The organism is Actinosynnema sp. NPDC023587, assembly GCF_040640215.1.
Taxonomy (GTDB): domain Bacteria; phylum Actinomycetota; class Actinomycetes; order Mycobacteriales; family Pseudonocardiaceae; genus Actinosynnema.
Genome location: NZ_JBFABG010000004.1, coordinates 618682 through 635097, shown reverse-complemented (window position 1 = coordinate 635097; position 16416 = coordinate 618682). Strand labels below are relative to the sequence as shown.

General features: G+C 71.1%; 14 protein-coding genes. 10 read left to right on the top strand and 4 right to left on the bottom strand.

Annotation, left to right across the window (positions count from 1 at the left end):
• The first annotated feature begins 64 nt into the window (after positions 1 to 64).
• The 4 genes from AB0G01_RS15265 (at position 65) to AB0G01_RS15250 (ending at position 5063) form a co-directional block, all read left to right on the top strand.
• Positions 65 to 2353, top strand: a complete 2289-nt coding sequence (locus AB0G01_RS15265; RefSeq protein WP_360944976.1) for a GH92 family glycosyl hydrolase — start codon at positions 65 to 67, stop codon at positions 2351 to 2353.
• Between the two features lie 268 nt (positions 2354 to 2621).
• Entirely contained in the window at positions 2622 to 3536 is a 915-nt protein-coding gene (locus AB0G01_RS15260; protein WP_360944973.1) for an ABC transporter ATP-binding protein, read from the top strand.
• Positions 3533 to 4576 carry an ABC transporter permease gene (locus AB0G01_RS15255; RefSeq protein WP_360944970.1) on the top strand — a complete coding sequence of 348 codons (1044 nt, stop codon included), beginning with the start codon at positions 3533 to 3535 and terminating at the stop codon, positions 4574 to 4576. Before AB0G01_RS15260 ends, AB0G01_RS15255 begins: the two co-directional genes overlap by 4 nt.
• A 175-nt stretch (positions 4577 to 4751) precedes the next feature.
• Positions 4752 to 5063, top strand: coding sequence for a DUF3817 domain-containing protein (locus AB0G01_RS15250; RefSeq protein ID WP_360944967.1), 312 nt, complete (start codon positions 4752 to 4754; stop codon positions 5061 to 5063).
• Positions 5064 to 5067: 4 nt separating this feature from the next.
• Here AB0G01_RS15250 and AB0G01_RS15245 read toward each other — a convergent pair whose 3' ends face one another.
• Positions 5068 to 6111, bottom strand: a complete 1044-nt coding sequence (locus AB0G01_RS15245) for a phosphotransferase (RefSeq protein ID WP_360944964.1) — start codon at positions 6109 to 6111, stop codon at positions 5068 to 5070.
• Between the two features lie 8 nt (positions 6112 to 6119).
• Positions 6120 to 6623 (bottom strand): MarR family transcriptional regulator, encoded by a 504-nt coding sequence (locus AB0G01_RS15240; protein ID WP_360944961.1) that lies wholly within the window; start codon positions 6621 to 6623, stop codon positions 6120 to 6122.
• A 43-nt stretch (positions 6624 to 6666) separates the two neighbouring features.
• Between AB0G01_RS15240 and AB0G01_RS15235 the strand changes: the two genes are divergently transcribed.
• Genes AB0G01_RS15235 through AB0G01_RS15225 form a run of 3 tightly spaced genes read left to right on the top strand, consistent with a single transcriptional unit; the run spans position 6667 to position 8856 of the window.
• Positions 6667 to 6966 (top strand): MTH1187 family thiamine-binding protein, encoded by a 300-nt coding sequence (locus AB0G01_RS15235; protein ID WP_360944958.1) that lies wholly within the window; start codon positions 6667 to 6669, stop codon positions 6964 to 6966.
• A 42-nt stretch (positions 6967 to 7008) separates the two neighbouring features.
• Positions 7009 to 7854, top strand: coding sequence for a hypothetical protein (locus AB0G01_RS15230; protein WP_360944955.1), 846 nt, complete (start codon positions 7009 to 7011; stop codon positions 7852 to 7854).
• 45 nt (positions 7855 to 7899) lie between these two features.
• Positions 7900 to 8856, top strand: coding sequence for a tetratricopeptide repeat protein (locus tag AB0G01_RS15225; RefSeq protein WP_360944952.1), 957 nt, complete (start codon positions 7900 to 7902; stop codon positions 8854 to 8856).
• Positions 8857 to 9439: 583 nt separating this feature from the next.
• Here AB0G01_RS15225 and AB0G01_RS15220 read toward each other — a convergent pair.
• Together AB0G01_RS15220 and AB0G01_RS15215 are read right to left on the bottom strand one after the other, a co-directional pair.
• Complete coding sequence (locus tag AB0G01_RS15220; protein ID WP_360944949.1) at positions 9440 to 10879, bottom strand: neutral zinc metallopeptidase; 1440 nt, start codon at positions 10877 to 10879, stop codon at positions 9440 to 9442.
• 72 nt (positions 10880 to 10951) lie between these two features.
• Positions 10952 to 12337, bottom strand: a complete 1386-nt coding sequence (locus AB0G01_RS15215; RefSeq protein ID WP_360944946.1) for a neutral zinc metallopeptidase — start codon at positions 12335 to 12337, stop codon at positions 10952 to 10954.
• 544 nt (positions 12338 to 12881) lie between these two features.
• Here AB0G01_RS15215 and AB0G01_RS15210 point away from each other — a divergent pair.
• Genes AB0G01_RS15210 through AB0G01_RS15200 form a run of 3 tightly spaced genes read left to right on the top strand, consistent with a single transcriptional unit; the run spans position 12882 to position 16386 of the window.
• Positions 12882 to 14444, top strand: coding sequence for a discoidin domain-containing protein (locus AB0G01_RS15210; protein WP_360944943.1), 1563 nt, complete (start codon positions 12882 to 12884; stop codon positions 14442 to 14444).
• Positions 14444 to 15634 (top strand): MFS transporter, encoded by a 1191-nt coding sequence (locus tag AB0G01_RS15205; protein ID WP_360944940.1) that lies wholly within the window; start codon positions 14444 to 14446, stop codon positions 15632 to 15634. The genes AB0G01_RS15210 and AB0G01_RS15205 overlap by 1 nt, the downstream gene beginning before the upstream one ends.
• A gap of 20 nt (positions 15635 to 15654) precedes the next feature.
• On the top strand, positions 15655 to 16386 hold the full coding sequence (locus tag AB0G01_RS15200; protein ID WP_360944937.1) for a hypothetical protein: 732 nt from the start codon (positions 15655 to 15657) through the stop codon (positions 16384 to 16386).
• Positions 16387 to 16416 lie beyond the last annotated feature (30 nt).

Here is a 16416-nt window from a genome sequence, read left to right as displayed (position 1 = left end):
AGCGGGCGGAATCGACCGCTCACGTCGAGTGGCGGGGAGTCGGGGCGGGCAATACGGTAAAGCCGTGCTCCGCGCGACGCTGGTATTCCTGACAATGGCCGCTATGGTGGTACCCGTGACGGCGGACGCGCAGACGGACCCGGTCGAGTCGGTGAACACGTTCATCGGCACGAAAGACGAGGGAAACACGTTCCCGGGCGCTTCCGCGCCGTTCGGAATGGCCCATTCGAGTCCGATCGGGTCGCATTACGCGGGTTGGCGCTACGACGATCCGGTGATCCGCGGGTTCGGGCACTTCTTCCTGTCCGGTGCGGGCTGCTGGGAGCAGGGCGGCCTGGTGTCCGTGCTGCCGACGACCGGGCTGCCGTCGAGCTTCGACCACCGCCGCTACGGCGTGGGCTACGCGCACGAGGGCGAGATCGGCCGACCGGGCTACTACCGGGTGCGGCTGGCGTCCGGGATCACCGCCGAGTCCACCGCGACGACGCGGACCGGCGTCGAGCGGTTCACCTACCCAGCCGGTGCCACGCCGCACGTCCTGGTGAACGTGGGACAGGCGAACGACAAGGAGCCGGTGTCCGGCAGCAGCGTGCGCGTCGTGGGCGACCGGACGTTGGTGGGCACCGTGACGGCGCAGGCGTTCTGCGGCGGCAAGCCCTACACGACCTACTTCACCACGACGTTCGACCGCCCGTTCACCGAGACCGGCAACTGGGGCGGCGCGGAGGGTGGCGAGGGCCTGCGCGGCCAGTGGCTCACCTTCGCCGAGGGCCCGGTCACCGCGGCCACCGCGATCTCCCACGTCGACCCGGCCGGCGCGACGAAGAACCTGGTGGAGGCGCGCGACCGGACGTTCGACGAACTCCGCGACGCCGCGCAGGCGTTGTGGCGCACCGAACTGGGCTCGGTCGAGATCGAGGCGGACGACCCCCGGGACCGGACGGTCTTCTACACGGCGCTGTACCACGTGCTGCTGCAACCGTTGACCGGCAACGACATCGACGGCCGCTACCGGGGCTTCGACGACGAGGTCCACACCGCCGTCGGCTGGACCTACTACGAGTACTACTCGCTCTGGGACACCTACCGGGCCCACAACCAACTGCTGGCGCTGCTGCGGCCCGACCGCGCCGAGGACGTGGCCAGGTCCGTGCTGACCATCCACGAGCAGGGCGGGTGGCTGCCGAGGTGGGCCTACGCCAACCAGGAGACCAACACGATGACCGGGGACCCGGTGACCCCGTTCCTGGTGGACCTGTGGCGTTTCGGGGCGCTGGAGGGGCGGGTGGACCAGGCGTACCGGGCCCTGCTCCAGAACGCCACCGGCGTGCCGGACCCGGAATCGCCCTTCGAAGGGCGGGTCGGCAACCCGTCGTACTCGGAGAACGGTTTCGTGCCCTACGACAAGGACTTCCCCAAGAAGGGCCAGGACGTCGACCCGCACCACGGCGCGTCCGCCACCCTGGAGTACGCGCTCGCCGATTGCTCGCTCTCCATCATGGCGAAGTCGCTGGGCCACGACGACGACGCCGAGATCCTCCGCCGCCGGGCGTTGAACTACCGGGTGCTGTGGGACGACACGGTCACCGACCGGGGCTTCACCGGCTTCCCCCGCCCGAAGACGGCCGACGGCCGTTGGCTGACCCCGTTCACCCCGCAGGGGCAGGACGGTTTCCACGAGGGCACCGCGTGGCAGTACCAGTGGCTGGCGCACCACGACGTGCCCGGCCTGGTGGAACGCCTGGGCGGCGTGGAGGCGGCGGCGGCGAGGCTGGACGACTTCTTCGCCTACGACGACCTGGTGGCGAACCCGGCGAAGACGGTCCGCGAGAAGTGGGTGATCGGCCCGTACGACTACTACAACCAGTTCCGGTACAACCCCAACAACGAACCGGACCTGCACGCGCCGTGGTTGTACGCGCTGATCGGCCGGCCGTGGCAGACCTCGGCCGTGAACCGCGCCGCGCAGACCCTGTTCGTGGACGGCCCGAACGGGGTGACGGGGAACGACGACCTCGGCACGATGTCGGCCTGGTACGTCTTCAGCGCCCTCGGCCTCTACCCGGCGGTCCCCGGAACGGGCCAGTTCATCCTGCACGCGCCGAGGTACGCCCGGTCGGTGATCCACCAGCGGAACGGCGACCCGATCGTCATCACGGCGGACGGGGCCGACCCGGGCGGTCTCCAGTACATCAAGGCGGCCCGGCTCGACGACGTGCGCCACGACCGCGTGTGGGTGGACCACCGGACGCTGACCGCCGGCGCGCAACTGGACTTCACCCTCACCGCCGACCCCGCCGAAGCCACCTGGGCCACCGCACCCGGCAGCGCCCCGCCCTCCCCCTGCGCCTGACCGCCCCGGGCGAACTCGCACCCCGGTGGCGGAAAACAATAATTCGCCCACACGGGACATCCGCCGGACTCGGTGACAGCGCAACCCTGAAATGGGCCGCAGTGGGATCGGCCGCCGGCCGCGACTATCACCGTGCGCGGGCGGATGAACGCACAGCGCAACCGGGACGAGCGACGAAAGTATTGTACTTGTAGAGCTTTGGTCACTTTCGTCGCACGGCCGGCGGACTTCGCCCGCCGGCCGTGCGACGACGGTCTACGTTCCAGCCATGACAGGGGCACACATACCAGCCGTGGTGGTCGCGGACATCCGCAAGCACTACGGCGATTTGAAAGCGGTGGACGGCGTCTCGTTCACCGTCGCCGAGGGGGAGTTCTTCGGCATCCTCGGGCCGAACGGGGCGGGCAAGACCACGACCCTGGAAATCGTGGAAGGTCTGCGCAAATCCGACTCGGGTTCGGTGACGCTGCTCGGCGAGAACCCGTGGCCGCGCAACACCGCGCTGCTGCCGAGGATCGGCGTGCAGCTCCAGGCGTCCAGCTTTTTCGAGAAGCTCACCGCGAAGGAGCAGTTGCAGACGTTCGGGTCGCTCTACGGCGTCACCGCCCGCAAGGCGGACGAGATGCTGGACCTGGTCGGCCTGTCGGACAAGGCCGACGTGCGGGAGAACAAGCTGTCGGGCGGTCAGCGCCAACGGCTGTCCATCGCGTGCGCCCTGGTGCACGACCCGGACATCGTCTTCCTGGACGAGCCGACCGCCGCGCTCGACCCGCAGGCGCGGCGCAACCTGTGGGACGTGCTGCGCGCCATCCAGGCACGCGGCAAGACCATCGTCTACACCACGCACTACCTGGACGAGGCGGAGATCCTCTGCGACCGGGTCGCGATCATGGACAAGGGCCGGATCCTCGCCATGGACGCACCGGCCACCCTGGTCCGGGGGCTTGACGCGCCCACGCGCGTCATCCTCCAGAAGGGCGTGCTCGGCGTGGTCGACGCGAAGGCCATCCGGGGCGTCGAGGACGTGCAGGAGGACGAGGTCTCGCTGACCATCTCCACCCGCAAGCCCGCGCCCGTGCTGTCCGCCCTGGCGGAACGCGGCACGCTCGACGGCCTCCAGGTGCGGACGGCCACGTTGGAGGACGTCTTCCTCGACCTGACCGGACGGGAGTACCGCGCATGACCGCGTTCAAGAGCCTGTCGATCGCGATGCTCAAGGGCTTCCTCCGCGACCGGATGACGTTGTTCTTCGCCTTCGTCTTCCCGCTGATGTTCCTGGTCGTCTTCGGCCTGCTGTTCCGCGACGCGGGCGACGAGCGGACGAAGGTCGCCGTGGTGGGCGACGGTCCGGTCGTCACCGCGCTGGAGCAGACCGGCGCGCTGGAGCTGGAGAAGTACGACGACCTCGACACCGCGCGCCGGCAGGTCCACGACGGTGACCTGCCGGCCGTGGTCGCGGTCGACGGCGACAGCGTCGAACTGACCTTCGCCGCCAGCGACCAGGTCAAGGCGCAGACGGTCGTCGGCATCGTCTCGGGCGTCGTGGACAAGGTGAACGTCGCCGCCACGAACACCCCGCCCGCGTTCACGCTCGACGCGAAGGCCGTCGAAGACGCCTCGCTCAAACCGATCCAGTACCTCACCCCCGGCATCCTGTCCTGGGCGGTCTCGATCTCCGGCGTGTTCGGCGCGGCCCTGACCCTGGTCTCCTGGCGCAAGAAGCAGGTCCTGCGCCGGATCCGCCTCTCCCCGGTCGGCACGACCGCCGTCCTGAGCTCCCGCATCCTGGTCAGCATCGGCACCGCGCTGGCCCAGGGCGTGATGTTCGTGGCCGTGGCCCTGACCCCGTGGTTCGGCTTGCGGTTGACCGGCCAGTGGTGGCTGGCACTGCCGCTGCTGGTCCTCGGCACCACGGCGTTCTTCGCGGTCGGCATGCTCGTCGGGGCGTTCTGCAAGACCGAGGAAGCGGCCAGCGGCGCGGCCAACCTCGTCATCATGCCGATGGCGTTCCTCTCCGGCACGTTCTTCCCGGTGGAGAACGCCCCGGGCTGGCTGCAAACCGTCTCGAACATCTTCCCGCTGCGGCACATGAACGACGGGATGCTGGACGTCCTGGTCCGGGGCAAGGGCGTCGAAGCCCTGGTCGTGCCCTCGGCCGTGCTCATCGGGTTCACCCTGGTGGTGGGGTTCATCGCCGCCAAGGTGTTCCGCTGGGAAGACTGACGAGGGCAGAACGCACACCGCCGTAGTGCGTTTGCCGCGTCGTGCCCCGTAGGGCGCAACCTTTGCGCCCTACGGGGCCACGCGGCGGTCAGGGTCGGTCAGGGTCGGCCGGAAGAACCTCCCAAAACGGACCCCTGCCGCCGGGTGAGCCCTGTCACCCACCACAATGGACGGCATGCTCTCCAGCCCCGTTGGTCGTTTCCGTCTCTTCGCGCTGGCCGAAGCCGTGTCCTGGGCCGGCCTGCTGATCGGGATGTTCCTCAAGTACGTCGTAGGCCCGGAGATCGGCGTCAAGATCTTCGGCCCGATCCACGGCGGGATCTTCGTCGCCTACGTCCTCGTCACGCTGATGCTGGCCCACCGCTGGGACCGCCGCACCACGTTCTGGGCGCTCGTCGCGAGCATCCCGCCGTTCGGCACGGTGTTCTTCGAGCGTTGGGCGCAGAAGACCGGCAAGCTCGCGGAGACGGCGTCGGACGGGGCCTGAGCTCTCAGGTCTCCGGCCACGGGTCGACCGCGAGCGATCGGGCCGTCTCCAGCTCCCGCTCGGGGTCGCCGAGGTGGTAGACCCGCTCGCTCTCCTCGATGTGGTCCAGGAACTCCTGGTACACCAGCGCGCCCACGAGGTGCGACGCCGGCCGCGCGTGCCGGAGTGCCGCCAACGGGTCGCTGTCGGGCCGGTGCCGCAACCAGGCATCGGCCCAGACCCGCGCGATCCCGAGGTCGTCCCCGACGAACCCGATCAGCCGGGCCGCGTCCAGCGCCGGGTGCCCCCAGTGCGCGTCACCCCAGTCCAGCACGGTTCCGCCGGAGCGCCAGTTGCCCGGGTGGAAGTCGCCGTGCAGCAACGTGTCCGGCAGCCCGAACGACGGCACGCGCACGCCCCGGACCCGAGCCGCCGCCGGACCGGCGAGCGCGGCCTGGACCGCCACCCAGCGCGGCACGACGTCCGCGATCACCTCGGCCGACGGCCGCCAGCAGTCGATGCCGCCCGCCGCGCGCATCAACAGACGCTGCGGCGCGGAGGCGACCACGTCCGGCACGAGCGCCGGGTCCACGTTCCGCACCATCGAGATCACCGCCGCCTCGTCGGCCATGAACTCCGGGAACTGCTTGGCCCAGAACGTCCCGTCGTCGGTCTCCAGGCGGTACAGGCACGACAGGTTCCACGTCTTCACCTGCACGGCCCGCCGCACGTCGACGTGCTCCCCCGCCCAGGCGACGAGCGCCGCGGGCCCGCCCGGACGTGCCCACGGCATCCTGAGCGGCTCGGGCTCGGCAGGAGGGTCGTGCGGGGCGGGCCGGAGTCCGAGCCGAGGTCGCGCGGCGGCTTCGACCTGGTAGGTGACGGTTCCCCCGCGCATCCCGGACCCGGTCGCGGACACCAGGCGCAGCACGCTGGTCGAGACGCCCAGCACCTCGTCCAACCGCGTCACCACGGGCTCGACGTCGTTCCACCACGGGCTGTCCACGGTGAACTCGACGGAGCCGACGGGCGCACCGTCGACGAGGACCAGGGCCACTACGTTCCGCACGACCGGGCTCAGTCCGAGAAGTCCCCGACCGAGCGCCGGACCTTCGCCAGGAGGTCGGTGAGCTGCTCGGTCTGGCGCTCGGTGAGCCCGCGCAACCCGAACTCCACCGAGGTCACCGCCTCGGTGGCCGCCTCCCGCCGGGCGTGCCCGTCCGGGGTGATCTCCACCAGGGTCGTCCGCCGGTCCGTGGGGTGGGGGTTGCGCCGCACCAGGCCGTCGGCTTCGAGCCGGTCCACGATGTTGGTCACGCTCGTGGGGTGCAGTTGCAGCCGCTCGCCCATCACGCGCATCGGCAGGCTGCCCGTCCGCGAGAACGTCAGCAGCACCAGCGCCTCGAACCGGGCGAAGGTGAGGCCGTGCGGCTTGAGGGCGGCGTCCACGGCGGACTGGATGATCTGCTGTACTCGCATGACGCTCGTGACCGCCGCCATCGCCGTCGACGGCCCGATCCGCTTCTCCCACAGCTCGGCGGCGCGCGCGATGGGGTCGAACGGCAGCGGTTGGGACGTCATGGGCCGAAGCTACCAGTGGGTACCCGGATACCAGGAGGCAACTGTGCTCGTCGCGTTCAGCGTCAGCCCGCTCGGCGGGGAGTCCGACAGCGTCGCGGAGGCCGTCGCGGCGGCGGTGCGGGTGGTCCGCGAGTCCGGGTTGCCCAACGAGACCAACGCGATGTTCACGCTGGTCGAGGGGGAGTGGGACGAGGTCATGGCGGTCGTGAAGCGGGCGACCGACGTGGTGGGGGCGGTGTCGCCCCGGGTGGGCCTGGTCCTCAAGGCGGACATCCGGCCCGGGTACGCGGGGCAGCTCCGGGCCAAGGTGGAACGGGTCGAGCGACACCTCGCCGCCGACTGACCTCCACCGGTGCGAGATAGTAGGACGTCCTACTATTCGGGGATGGCACCCCGAGACCTGTGGCTGCGCTTCGAGACCTACCACGACGTCACCTACTTCACACCCGAGTCCCGCGCGGTCACCGACGAGCTGGGCTGCAAGGGCGGCTGGATGGGCTACTTCGGGATGCGCGCGGCACCCCTGGGGGCCGCGCCGCCGCAGACCGTGGCGGCGGCGTTCTACAGCTTCCACCCGCGCGTGGTGGCCCGAGCGCTGCCCGACGCCTGGGCGGTGGCCCCGGCCGAGCGGTTCCTGGAAGCACGGCTGCGCGGCGTGGACGCGGCGCTGCGGCGGATGCTGCCCGCGCTGGACGTGGACGAGGCGGCGGGGCTCGCGGTCGAGGTCGCCGCCGGGGCGTCCTCGGCCGGACGCGTCCTGGGTGCGGCCAACGCGGCGCTGGACGTGCCGCCGGAGCCCCACCTGGCGCTGTGGCAGGCGTGCACCACACTGCGGGAACTGCGCGGAGACGGGCACATCGCGGCGCTCGTGGCGGCTGACCTGACGCCCTGCGAGACCCTCGTGCTGTTCGGGGCCGACAAGGGGCTGGACGCCGCGTATTTGCGGGCGGCCCGGGGGTGGAGCGAGGACGAGTGGGCGGCTGCGGAAGCGTCCCTGTCGGCGCGATCCCTGTACGACGGGGGCCTGACCGCCGGGGGTAGAGCCCTGCGCGAGGAGATCGAACGGCGTACCGATCAAGCCGCCGAGAACCCGTGGAAGGTGCTCGGACCTGCGAAGACGAGTCGGTTCATCGAGCTGATGACGCCCGTGGCGCTGGAGCTCGCCAAGAAGAACGACGCCATGCGCACCAACCCGATGGCCATCGATCCGGTGCGCGAGCTGACTACCTGACCGGTCGCGCGCGGTGGGTCCGGGGACTCGTGCCAGGATGGCAGTGTGACAAGGCCAGACCCTCGCAAGACCGCAGCACTGTCCGCCGCGCTGTCCGGGGCTGTCGACCTCGGCGCGCTGAAGGCCCGGGCCGACGCCGCCCGCCAGCGGTCCACCGCGCCGCCCGCCTCGGCCGCGACCGACGGCGGGCCCAGTCCGTGGGTGCTCGACGTCACGGAAGCGACTTTCCAGTCCGTCGTCGAACGCTCCCTGGACATCCTGGTCGTGGTCGAGTTGACCGCGTCCCTGAGTCCCGAGGGGGAGCAGCTCTCCCCGATCCTGGAGCAGGCCGCGCGCGCGAGCGGCGGCGCGTGGCTCCTCGCCCGGGTCGACCTGGAGGTCAGCCCCCGGGTGGGGCAGGCGTTCGGCGTGCAGTCGGTGCCCACCGTGGTCGCGATGGCCGCCGGGCAGCCGGTGGACGCGTTCGTCGGACCGATGCCGCAGGCCGAGTTCGGGCAGTGGATCGACCGGCTGCTCGACGCCCTGCGCGACCGCCTGCCGGGGATCAAGGCCGCCGAGGCCGCCGGTCCCGACGAGCCGGCGGAGGAGCTCGACGACCCCCGGTTCGTGGCCGCCGAAGAGGCGTTCGAGCGCGGCGAGTTCGACGCGGCCATCGCCGCCTACGAGGCCATTCTGACGGCCGAGCCCGCCAACGCCGAGGCGAAGGCCGCGCTGGCGCAGGTCCGGTTCACGGCGCGGGCCGAGGGGCTCTCCGCGGAAGCCGTAGCGGCGGCGGACGCCCGGCCCGACGACGTCGACGCGCAGTTGGCCGCGGCGGACGTCGAGTTGGCCGGACAGGACGTCGAGCGCGCGTTCGGGCGGTTGATCGACACCGTCCGGCGGGTGTACGGGGAGGACCGGGACCGGGTTCGGGAGCACCTGGTCGGGCTCTTCGAGCTGTTCCCGGCTGATGACGAGCGCGTGGCCCGAGCTCGGCGCGGGTTGGCCAGCGCGCTGTTCTGAGCAGCGCGGCGGTGCGGCGTCCTCGCCGGACGCGCGACCCGCCCAGGACGACCGGCGTCGAAGACCACCCCCCATTTGTCAGGACCGCGAGCGAAAGCGCGCTCGCGGTCCCGGCAAAGGGCGGTTCGCCGCGCGCGGGCGACGCTCTCGACGGTCTCCGGGACCGCCGTCGGGTATCACTTCCGCGTGATCCACGAATTCCAATACCCACGCGAGTGTCCGCACGATCGCCGTAAACCTGCACTACAGCGAACAGTCGGGGCGCGGTGTCCGCGATCAATCCATTGATCAATTTCCCGAACTCGACCTCAGCGGAAGACGAGGGGCTGTCCTGTCCCGCTGTTTCGTCACGCCAATTTCAGGGCGATTCGGTCCGGTCTTGACAACCAGGCAGACGGTGCCGAGTACGTGGGTCACCCGGAGGACGACTTCGAGTCCCACCGGCGCGAATGGGTACCGCTGAAGCTCGTGCCCGAACTCATCCGCAACGGCGATATCCGGTCGGCGAACACCGTGGCCGCACTTCTGGTCTTGCACCACACGCGGTTGTCGTGACCCGTCCCGATCCGGACTGCTCGCGTGGTCAGTCCGAGTATTTGCGGGTGCAGAGGCCGGAACCGTCGTAGAAACCGTCTCGGAAGGCTTCCACCCGGGCGAAGCCCGAGGGGACCACCTGGCCGTTGACGTCTGCCGCGATGAGGCTCTTGTCCGCCAGGAGTTCGGCCACGGCCTCGTCCAGGTCGCCCGAGGACAGGCGGAGGTTGGCCTTGGCGTCGGTGGTGGTGCCCGCCCAGGCCCCGGTCAGGCACGCGGTGCGCAGGCCGGCCGCCGGGCCCTCCAGGGAGTAGCCGGTCGCCTTCTGGATCGAGAGGGCGTAGCGGGACGCGATCTCGGCGAAGGCGGCGAAATCGCCGATCCCGCCCTTCTGGCCCCGCTTGGGCGGGGTGCCGATCTTGGCCAGGTCGGGGAGGTCGATCGTGATCGTGTTCGTCGACGGGCAGTACGCGGCGGGGCTGGTTTCCCGGGCGTCCGCGCAGTTCCCCTCGCCCGTCTTGATCGTCGGCGGGGTCGCGCCGCTCTGCTTGTAGGCGCTGCGGAGGCTCTCCTCCAGCAGGTCCAGGTAGCGCTGGTCGTCCACCTTCACGTTGCCCTTGCCCAGGCCGGTGTCGACGTCCTGCGCGTCGAACTTCTCCTGGGTGATCCTGGTCTTGATCTCCTGGTCGTCGATCTCGGCGCAGCGCTTGGGGTCGCCGGCGAAGCCGAACTGGAACGCGGCCACGCGGTCGAACGCGCTGCCGTGGGCACCCTGCTTCTCCGCCGAGGTGCCGGCCGCGTCGCGGATGAAGAACATGGTGGCCAGGATCTGGTTCAGGCCCGGTCCGGTGGAGATCCGGAAGTGCTTCGACTTCCCCTCCGCCACCCAGCGGAAGAAGTTGCCGGCGTAGCAGTCGGCCTGCTGCTCCTTGATGATCGACGGGGTGGCCTGGGTGACGCCGCTCTCCGGGCCCAGCTTGTACTGCACGGCGTGGCCCATCTCGTGCGCCAGCACGGTGACCACGGCCATGGGGCCGAAGGCGTCCTCCAGCATGGGGAGCAGCTCGCCCCGGTCCCAGGCGATGCTGTCGTCCAGGGAGCAGTAGAAGGCGTTGGCCACGCCCTTGGTGTTCGTGCGGCAGATCTCGACGCCCGGACCGTTGGAGTCGTACGAGACCAGGCGCTTGACCGGCACGAACTTCGTCCCGCCGAAGTTCTTCGGAAGCTGCTCCGACCAGTACTCCTCGACGTCGGCCAGGGTGTTGATGGCCAGGCGGTCCATCTCGCCGCCGTCGCCGTTCTCCACCCGCAGGTCCGCGTCCGGCACGCCGGGCTTGGCACCGCTGTCACCGTTCGTGATGTCCAGGCCCGACACCTTGGACACGTCCGGCCGCACCGCTCGTGCCGAGCCGTGCACGCTCTGCGAGCAGCCGGCGGTCAACGCTGCGACCGCGACCAGCGCCGCAACCGTGAACACCCGTCGAGCCATGTCCGAGCCCCATCCCGATCTGTGCGGTCCCGTGCGCACACTACTTGTCCGGCGCGGGCCGTGGGCCCGGAACTACCCGAGCCCACAGGCCTTGTCGCCGACGAACACGCCGCTGCGGAACACGTCGACCCGCTTGAAGCCCGGCGCGACGGACGCCTTCCCGGACCCGTCGCGGGCCGCGTAGTCGTAGGCCAGCAGCACCTTCACCGCCTCGTCCAGGTCGCCGGGGGACAGGCCGAAGCCCTGCTGCCGGGTCAGCACCTCGCGGGTGTAGGCACCGGCCAGGCACAGCGCGCCGGCGGACGCCTCGTCGCCGTCGACCGCCTTGCCGAGGGCCGCGCGCGCCGCCATGCCGTAGCGGGACGCGAGGAGGATGCCGGTCGCGTAGTCGCCGATCCTGGCGTGCAGCTTCGGCAGCTCCTCGGCCACGTCGATCTCCACCGTCTTGTCCTCCGGGCAGAACGCCACCGGGCCCTGGTCGCCGGCGCAGTCCGGCTCCTCCTGGGTGGGCGTGGACCTGGGCGACGTCCAGGTCTTGCCCTTGGCCGTGACCAGCGCCTTGAAGTAGGCGTCCAGGTCCGGCGTGAGGGCGGTGAGCATCTCGTCGAACGGGAGGTTGCCGCCCCGGTCGCGGTCGTCGATGTTGGTGAACGCCTGCTGGGTGAACTTCCGGCTCTGCACGGTCATCCCGGAGCAGAACCTGGTGCCCTCCTGGTACCCGTCCTGGAAGGCGGACACGCGGTCGAACGCGTTGCCGTGCGCGGACCTGTCGTCCGGGGACGTGCCCACCGGGTCGCGGAACGAGACCAGCGCGCCCAGGGCCGCGTCGAGCGTGTCCGTGCCGATGTCCAGGTGCTCGGACTTGCCGTCGTTGACCCACTTGACGAAGCTGCCCGCGAAGCAGTCGGCCATCGCCTCGGTGAGGATGGTCGGGTACTTGTCCGGGTTCTTGCGCTCGACCTCGGGCGTGATGCCCATCCGGCGCTGCACGGCGTGCCCCACCTCGTGGGCCAGGACGATGACCACGGCGGCGTCGCCGTAGCCGTCCCGCAGCACGGGCAGCAGCGCGGCGCGGTCCCACGCGATGGCGTCGGCGCTGGGGCAGTAGAAGGCGTTGCCCTCCACGTCACTGGCCTTCTCGGTGCACGGCGGGGGCTTGGCCGCCGGGTCCGAGGTGTCCACCGAGTAGATGCCGCCCTCGATGGGCCGCCACTTCTCGCCGAACGTGGCCGGGTAGGCCTGCTCCCAGAACTCGTCGATGTCGGTGACGGCGGTCGCGCCGAGCCGGTCGATGTCGCCGCCGTCGGTGCCCTTGATGAAGCTCGGGTCGACGCCGTCCTTGGTGACCACCTTGCCGGCCACCGGGCGGCCGGTGACCGGGTGGGTGCACCCCGACGCGACGAGGGCCGTCGAGACCACCGCTACCAGCAGGACCAGCCGAGCCGACGCGTGCCGCATCGGACCATTGTGCAGGCTCCCCACCCCCGAGGGGACGTTCTCGGCACTTCGTGCGCGCCTCGTCAGCGCTGCGGAGCAGGGTGCGGGCACGGACATCCTGAGGGAGGTGCGCCGCCAGGCCACGCACAGGGGCGCGCAGGTGGTGGACGCGTCGGGGCGGGAGCCGGTCCGAGTACGTCTTCGGGGACTCGGTCACGTCGTTGGCGGAGGCGTCCGGAGGGGTGGACGGCGCGTTTCGGTGGTCCTCGCCACGGCGGTTCGTGGAGGGGTGCTAGGAGTCGGCGGGCGGGGCGGTGTCCGGCACCGCCGACCGAGGCGAAGACCCGGCAGCGGAAACGATTTACCGGGTGTTGACCACGCGGTGGTTGACACCGCTGTTCGCGAAACCCGCCACGCGGGAAGCGAACGCGGTGTCACTGCCCGATTACCCGGAAGTGGTCGCCGGCCGTTGACTCCGGTGCCGGAGCGGCGCTAGCCTGCCAATTATAAACAGTCTTTACTATTCGACTCCCGAGCCGCCGCCCCGGACCGTGAGGAGAACACCGTGCGCCGCGTCGCCCCGTTGGCGTCGGCGGCTGTGCTCTTGCTGCTCGCACAGCCGCTGACCGCCGCCAGCGCACCAGCCGATGCCCTGCTCTCCCAAGACCGACCGATCACCACCTCGTCGGTCGAAGACCCCACCCTGGCCGGCCAGTTCGCCGTGGACGGCCGAACCGACACCCGCTGGGCCAGCGCGCCCGGCATCGACCCCCAGTGGCTCGCCGTGGACCTCGGCAGCCCCTCCCGGGTGAGCCAGGTGATCGTGCGCTGGGAGGACGCCTACGCGACCAAGTACCAGGTCCAGCTCTCCGCGAACGGCTCCACGTGGACCGACCTCAGCAGCCGCACCACCGGCGACGGGGACTCCGACACCCACGCCGGCCTCCAGGGCACCGGCCGCTACCTGCGCGTCCTCGGTACCGCGCGGGCCACCGCCTACGGCTACTCGATCCGGGAGCTGGAGGTCTACGGCGTGCGCGGCGGTGGTGACACCGTGCCGCCGAGCACGCCCGCCGGCCTCCGGGTCACCGGGACGACGTCCAGCAGCGCCGCGCTCGTCTGGACGGCGGCCACCGACAACGTCGGCGTGACCGGGTACGACGTAATGCGCGACGGCGTCGTCGTCGGCACCGCGAACGGCACGACCTACACCGACAGCGGCCTCGCCGGCAGCACCGGCTACGACTACGCGGTGCGGGCCCGGGACGCGGCCGGCAACACCTCCGGGTCCAGCGACCGGGTCCGGGCCACGACCGGCGCGGGCTCCGGCTCGTTCGTGGTCGCGGCGGCGGGCGACATCGCCGAGCGGTGCACGGCGAGCAGCTCGTCGTGCGTGCACCCGAAAACCGCGAAGCTGGTCGAGCAGATGAACCCCGTGGCGGTGATCACCATGGGGGACAACCAGTACGACGACGCGCACCTGTCGGACTTCCAGAACTACTACGACAAGACCTGGGGGAGGTTCAAGGCGAGGACCAAGCCGGTCCCGGGCAACCACGAGACCTACGACAGCCCGCCGCTGTCCGGGTACAAGACCTACTTCGGCCCGATCGCCACCCCGCAGGGCAAGACCCACTACTCGTGGGAGCAGGGCAACTGGCACTTCGTCGCGCTGGACTCCACCGCGTCGAGCAAACCCGGTTCCGCGCAGGTCGAGTGGCTGAAGCAGGACCTCGCCGACAACCGCAAGGGCTGCGTCGCCGCCTACTTCCACCACCCCCGGTGGAGTTCCGGTGAACACGGCAACAACACCAGCAGCGCGACGCTGTGGGAAACCCTGGTGGCCGCCAAGACCGACCTCGTCCTGTCCGGCCACGACCACCACTACGAGCGGTTCAAGCCGCTGAACGCCGCCGGCAAAGCCGACCCGAACGGCACCCGCTCGGTGATCGGCGGCGGTGGCGGTGCGTCGCTGTACAAGGTGTCCGCGAACCCCGCGATCACCGAGTTCGCCAGGTCCGCGCACGGCGTGCTCAAGATGACCCTGACCGACAGCACCTACTCCTGGCAGTACCTGGGCCTGGACGGGAAGCCGGTCGACAGCACTCCGACCTACAACTGTCACTGATGTACCTGGCGACCGCACGTCGGACGCCGGAGGGCGGCCGGGGCGGGGGCCGGGTGGCGGGCAACGTGCTCGCCCTCGGCCTGGTCAGCCTCGTCACCGACATCTCCTCGGAGATGGTCACGGCGGTGCTGCCGCTGTACTTCGTGGTCGCGCTCGGGTTGAGCCCGCTCCTGTTCGGCGTGCTGGACGGGCTCTACTCCGGGGTGACGGCGGTGGTGCGGCTGCTCGGCGGGCACGTGGCCGACCGGTGGCAGCGGCGCAAGGCCGTGGCGCTGGCGGGCTACGGCCTGTCGGCGGCGGCGAAGATCGGGTTCCTGGTGGTGTCGTCACCGGTCGCGCTGGGCGGGGTGCTCGCCGTGGACCGGACCGGCAAGGGACTGCGGACCGCGCCCCGGGACGCGCTGATCTCGCTGAGCAGCCCGCCCGACGGGCTCGGCCGGGCCTTCGGCGTGCACCGCGCGATGGACACGATCGGCGCGTTCCTCGGGCCGCTGGCCGCGATGTTCGTGCTGTGGGCCAGCCTGGGCTCGTACGACGCGGTGTTCGTCACCAGCTTCTGCTTCGCCGCGCTGGGCGTGGTGCTGCTGGCCCTGCTGGTGCGCGACCGGCAGTCGCCGGTGGTCACCCGGCCCCGGCTGAGGTCGTTGTGGACCGGGGAGTTCCGCCGGGTCGTCGGCTGGGCCGCGCTGCTCGGCGTGGTCGCGGTCGGCGACGGGTTCCTGTACCTGCTGCTCCAGCAGGAACTCCGGCTGGACGCGGTGCACTTCCCGCTGCTGGCCCTGGGCACGGCGGCGGTCTACCTGCTGCTGGCCGTGCCGCTGGGCCGGCTCGCCGACCGGGTGGGCCGCTGGCCGGTGTTCCTCGCCGGGCACGTGGCGCTGGCCGCCGCGTTCGGGCTGCTGCTCACGCCGTACGCCAACGTGTTCGCCGTGCTCGCGCTGCACGGCCTGTTCTACGCCGCCACGGACGGCGTGCTGCCGGCCGCCGCCGGCCCGATGCTGCCCGCCGCGCTGCGCACCAGCGGCATGGCGGTGCTGCAAACCGGGCAGGCGCTGGCGAAACTCGTGTCCTCTGTCCTGTTTGGAGCGATGTGGACGATCTGGGGAGTGTCGACGGCGCTGGTGGTGTCGCTGACCGCGCTGGCCGTCGTCTTGGTTGGCGCAGCGGTGTTGCGGCCACTGCCGTCCTGATCCTCGCCGCCGCGGGCTACGTGCTGCACGCCCGGGGCCACGCGGTCGGCGCGTCCGACGGGTGCGCGCGGCGCTCGTCGGCCGCCGGCACGTCGGCGTGCCTGCGGGCGCTGCCCGGCCTGCCGCCGGTGGTGGAGCTGGCGGTGACCTCCGGCGGGCGGGAGACCCGGCACGAGGTCCCGGGCATCCCGAGCCGCCTCCAGGTGTCGCCGAGCGGCCGGATGGTGTCGTGGACGGTGTTCGTGTCCGGCGACTCCTACAACACTGCCGGGTTCTCCACCCGGACCGGCATCCTCGACACCTCGACCGACGAGCTGCGCAAGTCGGTCGAGGACATCCCGCTGACCGTCGACGGCGAGCGGTACTCCGCGCCCGACCTGAACTTCTGGGGCGTCACGTTCACCGCCGACGACAGCACGTTCTACGCGACCGCGGCGAGCCGGGGTCGCACCCACCTGATCCGCGCGGACTACCGGACGTGGGAGGCGGACGCCCTGCGGGACAACGTGGAGTGCCCGTCGCTGTCCCCGGACGGCACGCGGCTGGCGTTCAAGAAGAAGGTCGAGCCGGGTCCGTGGCGGTTGCACGTGCTGGACCTGCGGACCATGGCGGAGACCCCGCTGGCCGAGACCCGCAGCGTCGACGACCAGGCCGTCTGGCCGGACGCCGGCACCGTGGGCTACGGCCTGGCGGGTGGGACGTGGACCGTGCCGGCGGACGGCTCGGGCACGCCGGAGCCCTCCCGGGGCTGAGCCGGGGCGCGGCGGCCGGCGCACGTCCGC

What these genes read in the sequence shown, in the direction of transcription:
- AB0G01_RS15255 (WP_360944970.1), top strand. Translation starts at nt 3,533, where the DNA reads ATGACCGCGTTCAAGAGCCTGTCGATCGCGATGCTCAAGGGCTTCCTC.
- AB0G01_RS15215 (WP_360944946.1), bottom strand. Translation starts at nt 12,337, where the DNA reads ATGCGGCACGCGTCGGCTCGGCTGGTCCTGCTGGTAGCGGTGGTCTCG.
- AB0G01_RS15250 (WP_360944967.1), top strand. Translation starts at nt 4,752, where the DNA reads ATGCTCTCCAGCCCCGTTGGTCGTTTCCGTCTCTTCGCGCTGGCCGAA.
- AB0G01_RS15230 (WP_360944955.1), top strand. Translation starts at nt 7,009, where the DNA reads ATGGCACCCCGAGACCTGTGGCTGCGCTTCGAGACCTACCACGACGTC.
- AB0G01_RS15240 (WP_360944961.1), bottom strand. Translation starts at nt 6,623, where the DNA reads ATGACGTCCCAACCGCTGCCGTTCGACCCCATCGCGCGCGCCGCCGAG.
- AB0G01_RS15205 (WP_360944940.1), top strand. Translation starts at nt 14,444, where the DNA reads ATGTACCTGGCGACCGCACGTCGGACGCCGGAGGGCGGCCGGGGCGGG.
- AB0G01_RS15220 (WP_360944949.1), bottom strand. Translation starts at nt 10,879, where the DNA reads ATGGCTCGACGGGTGTTCACGGTTGCGGCGCTGGTCGCGGTCGCAGCG.
- AB0G01_RS15260 (WP_360944973.1), top strand. Translation starts at nt 2,622, where the DNA reads ATGACAGGGGCACACATACCAGCCGTGGTGGTCGCGGACATCCGCAAG.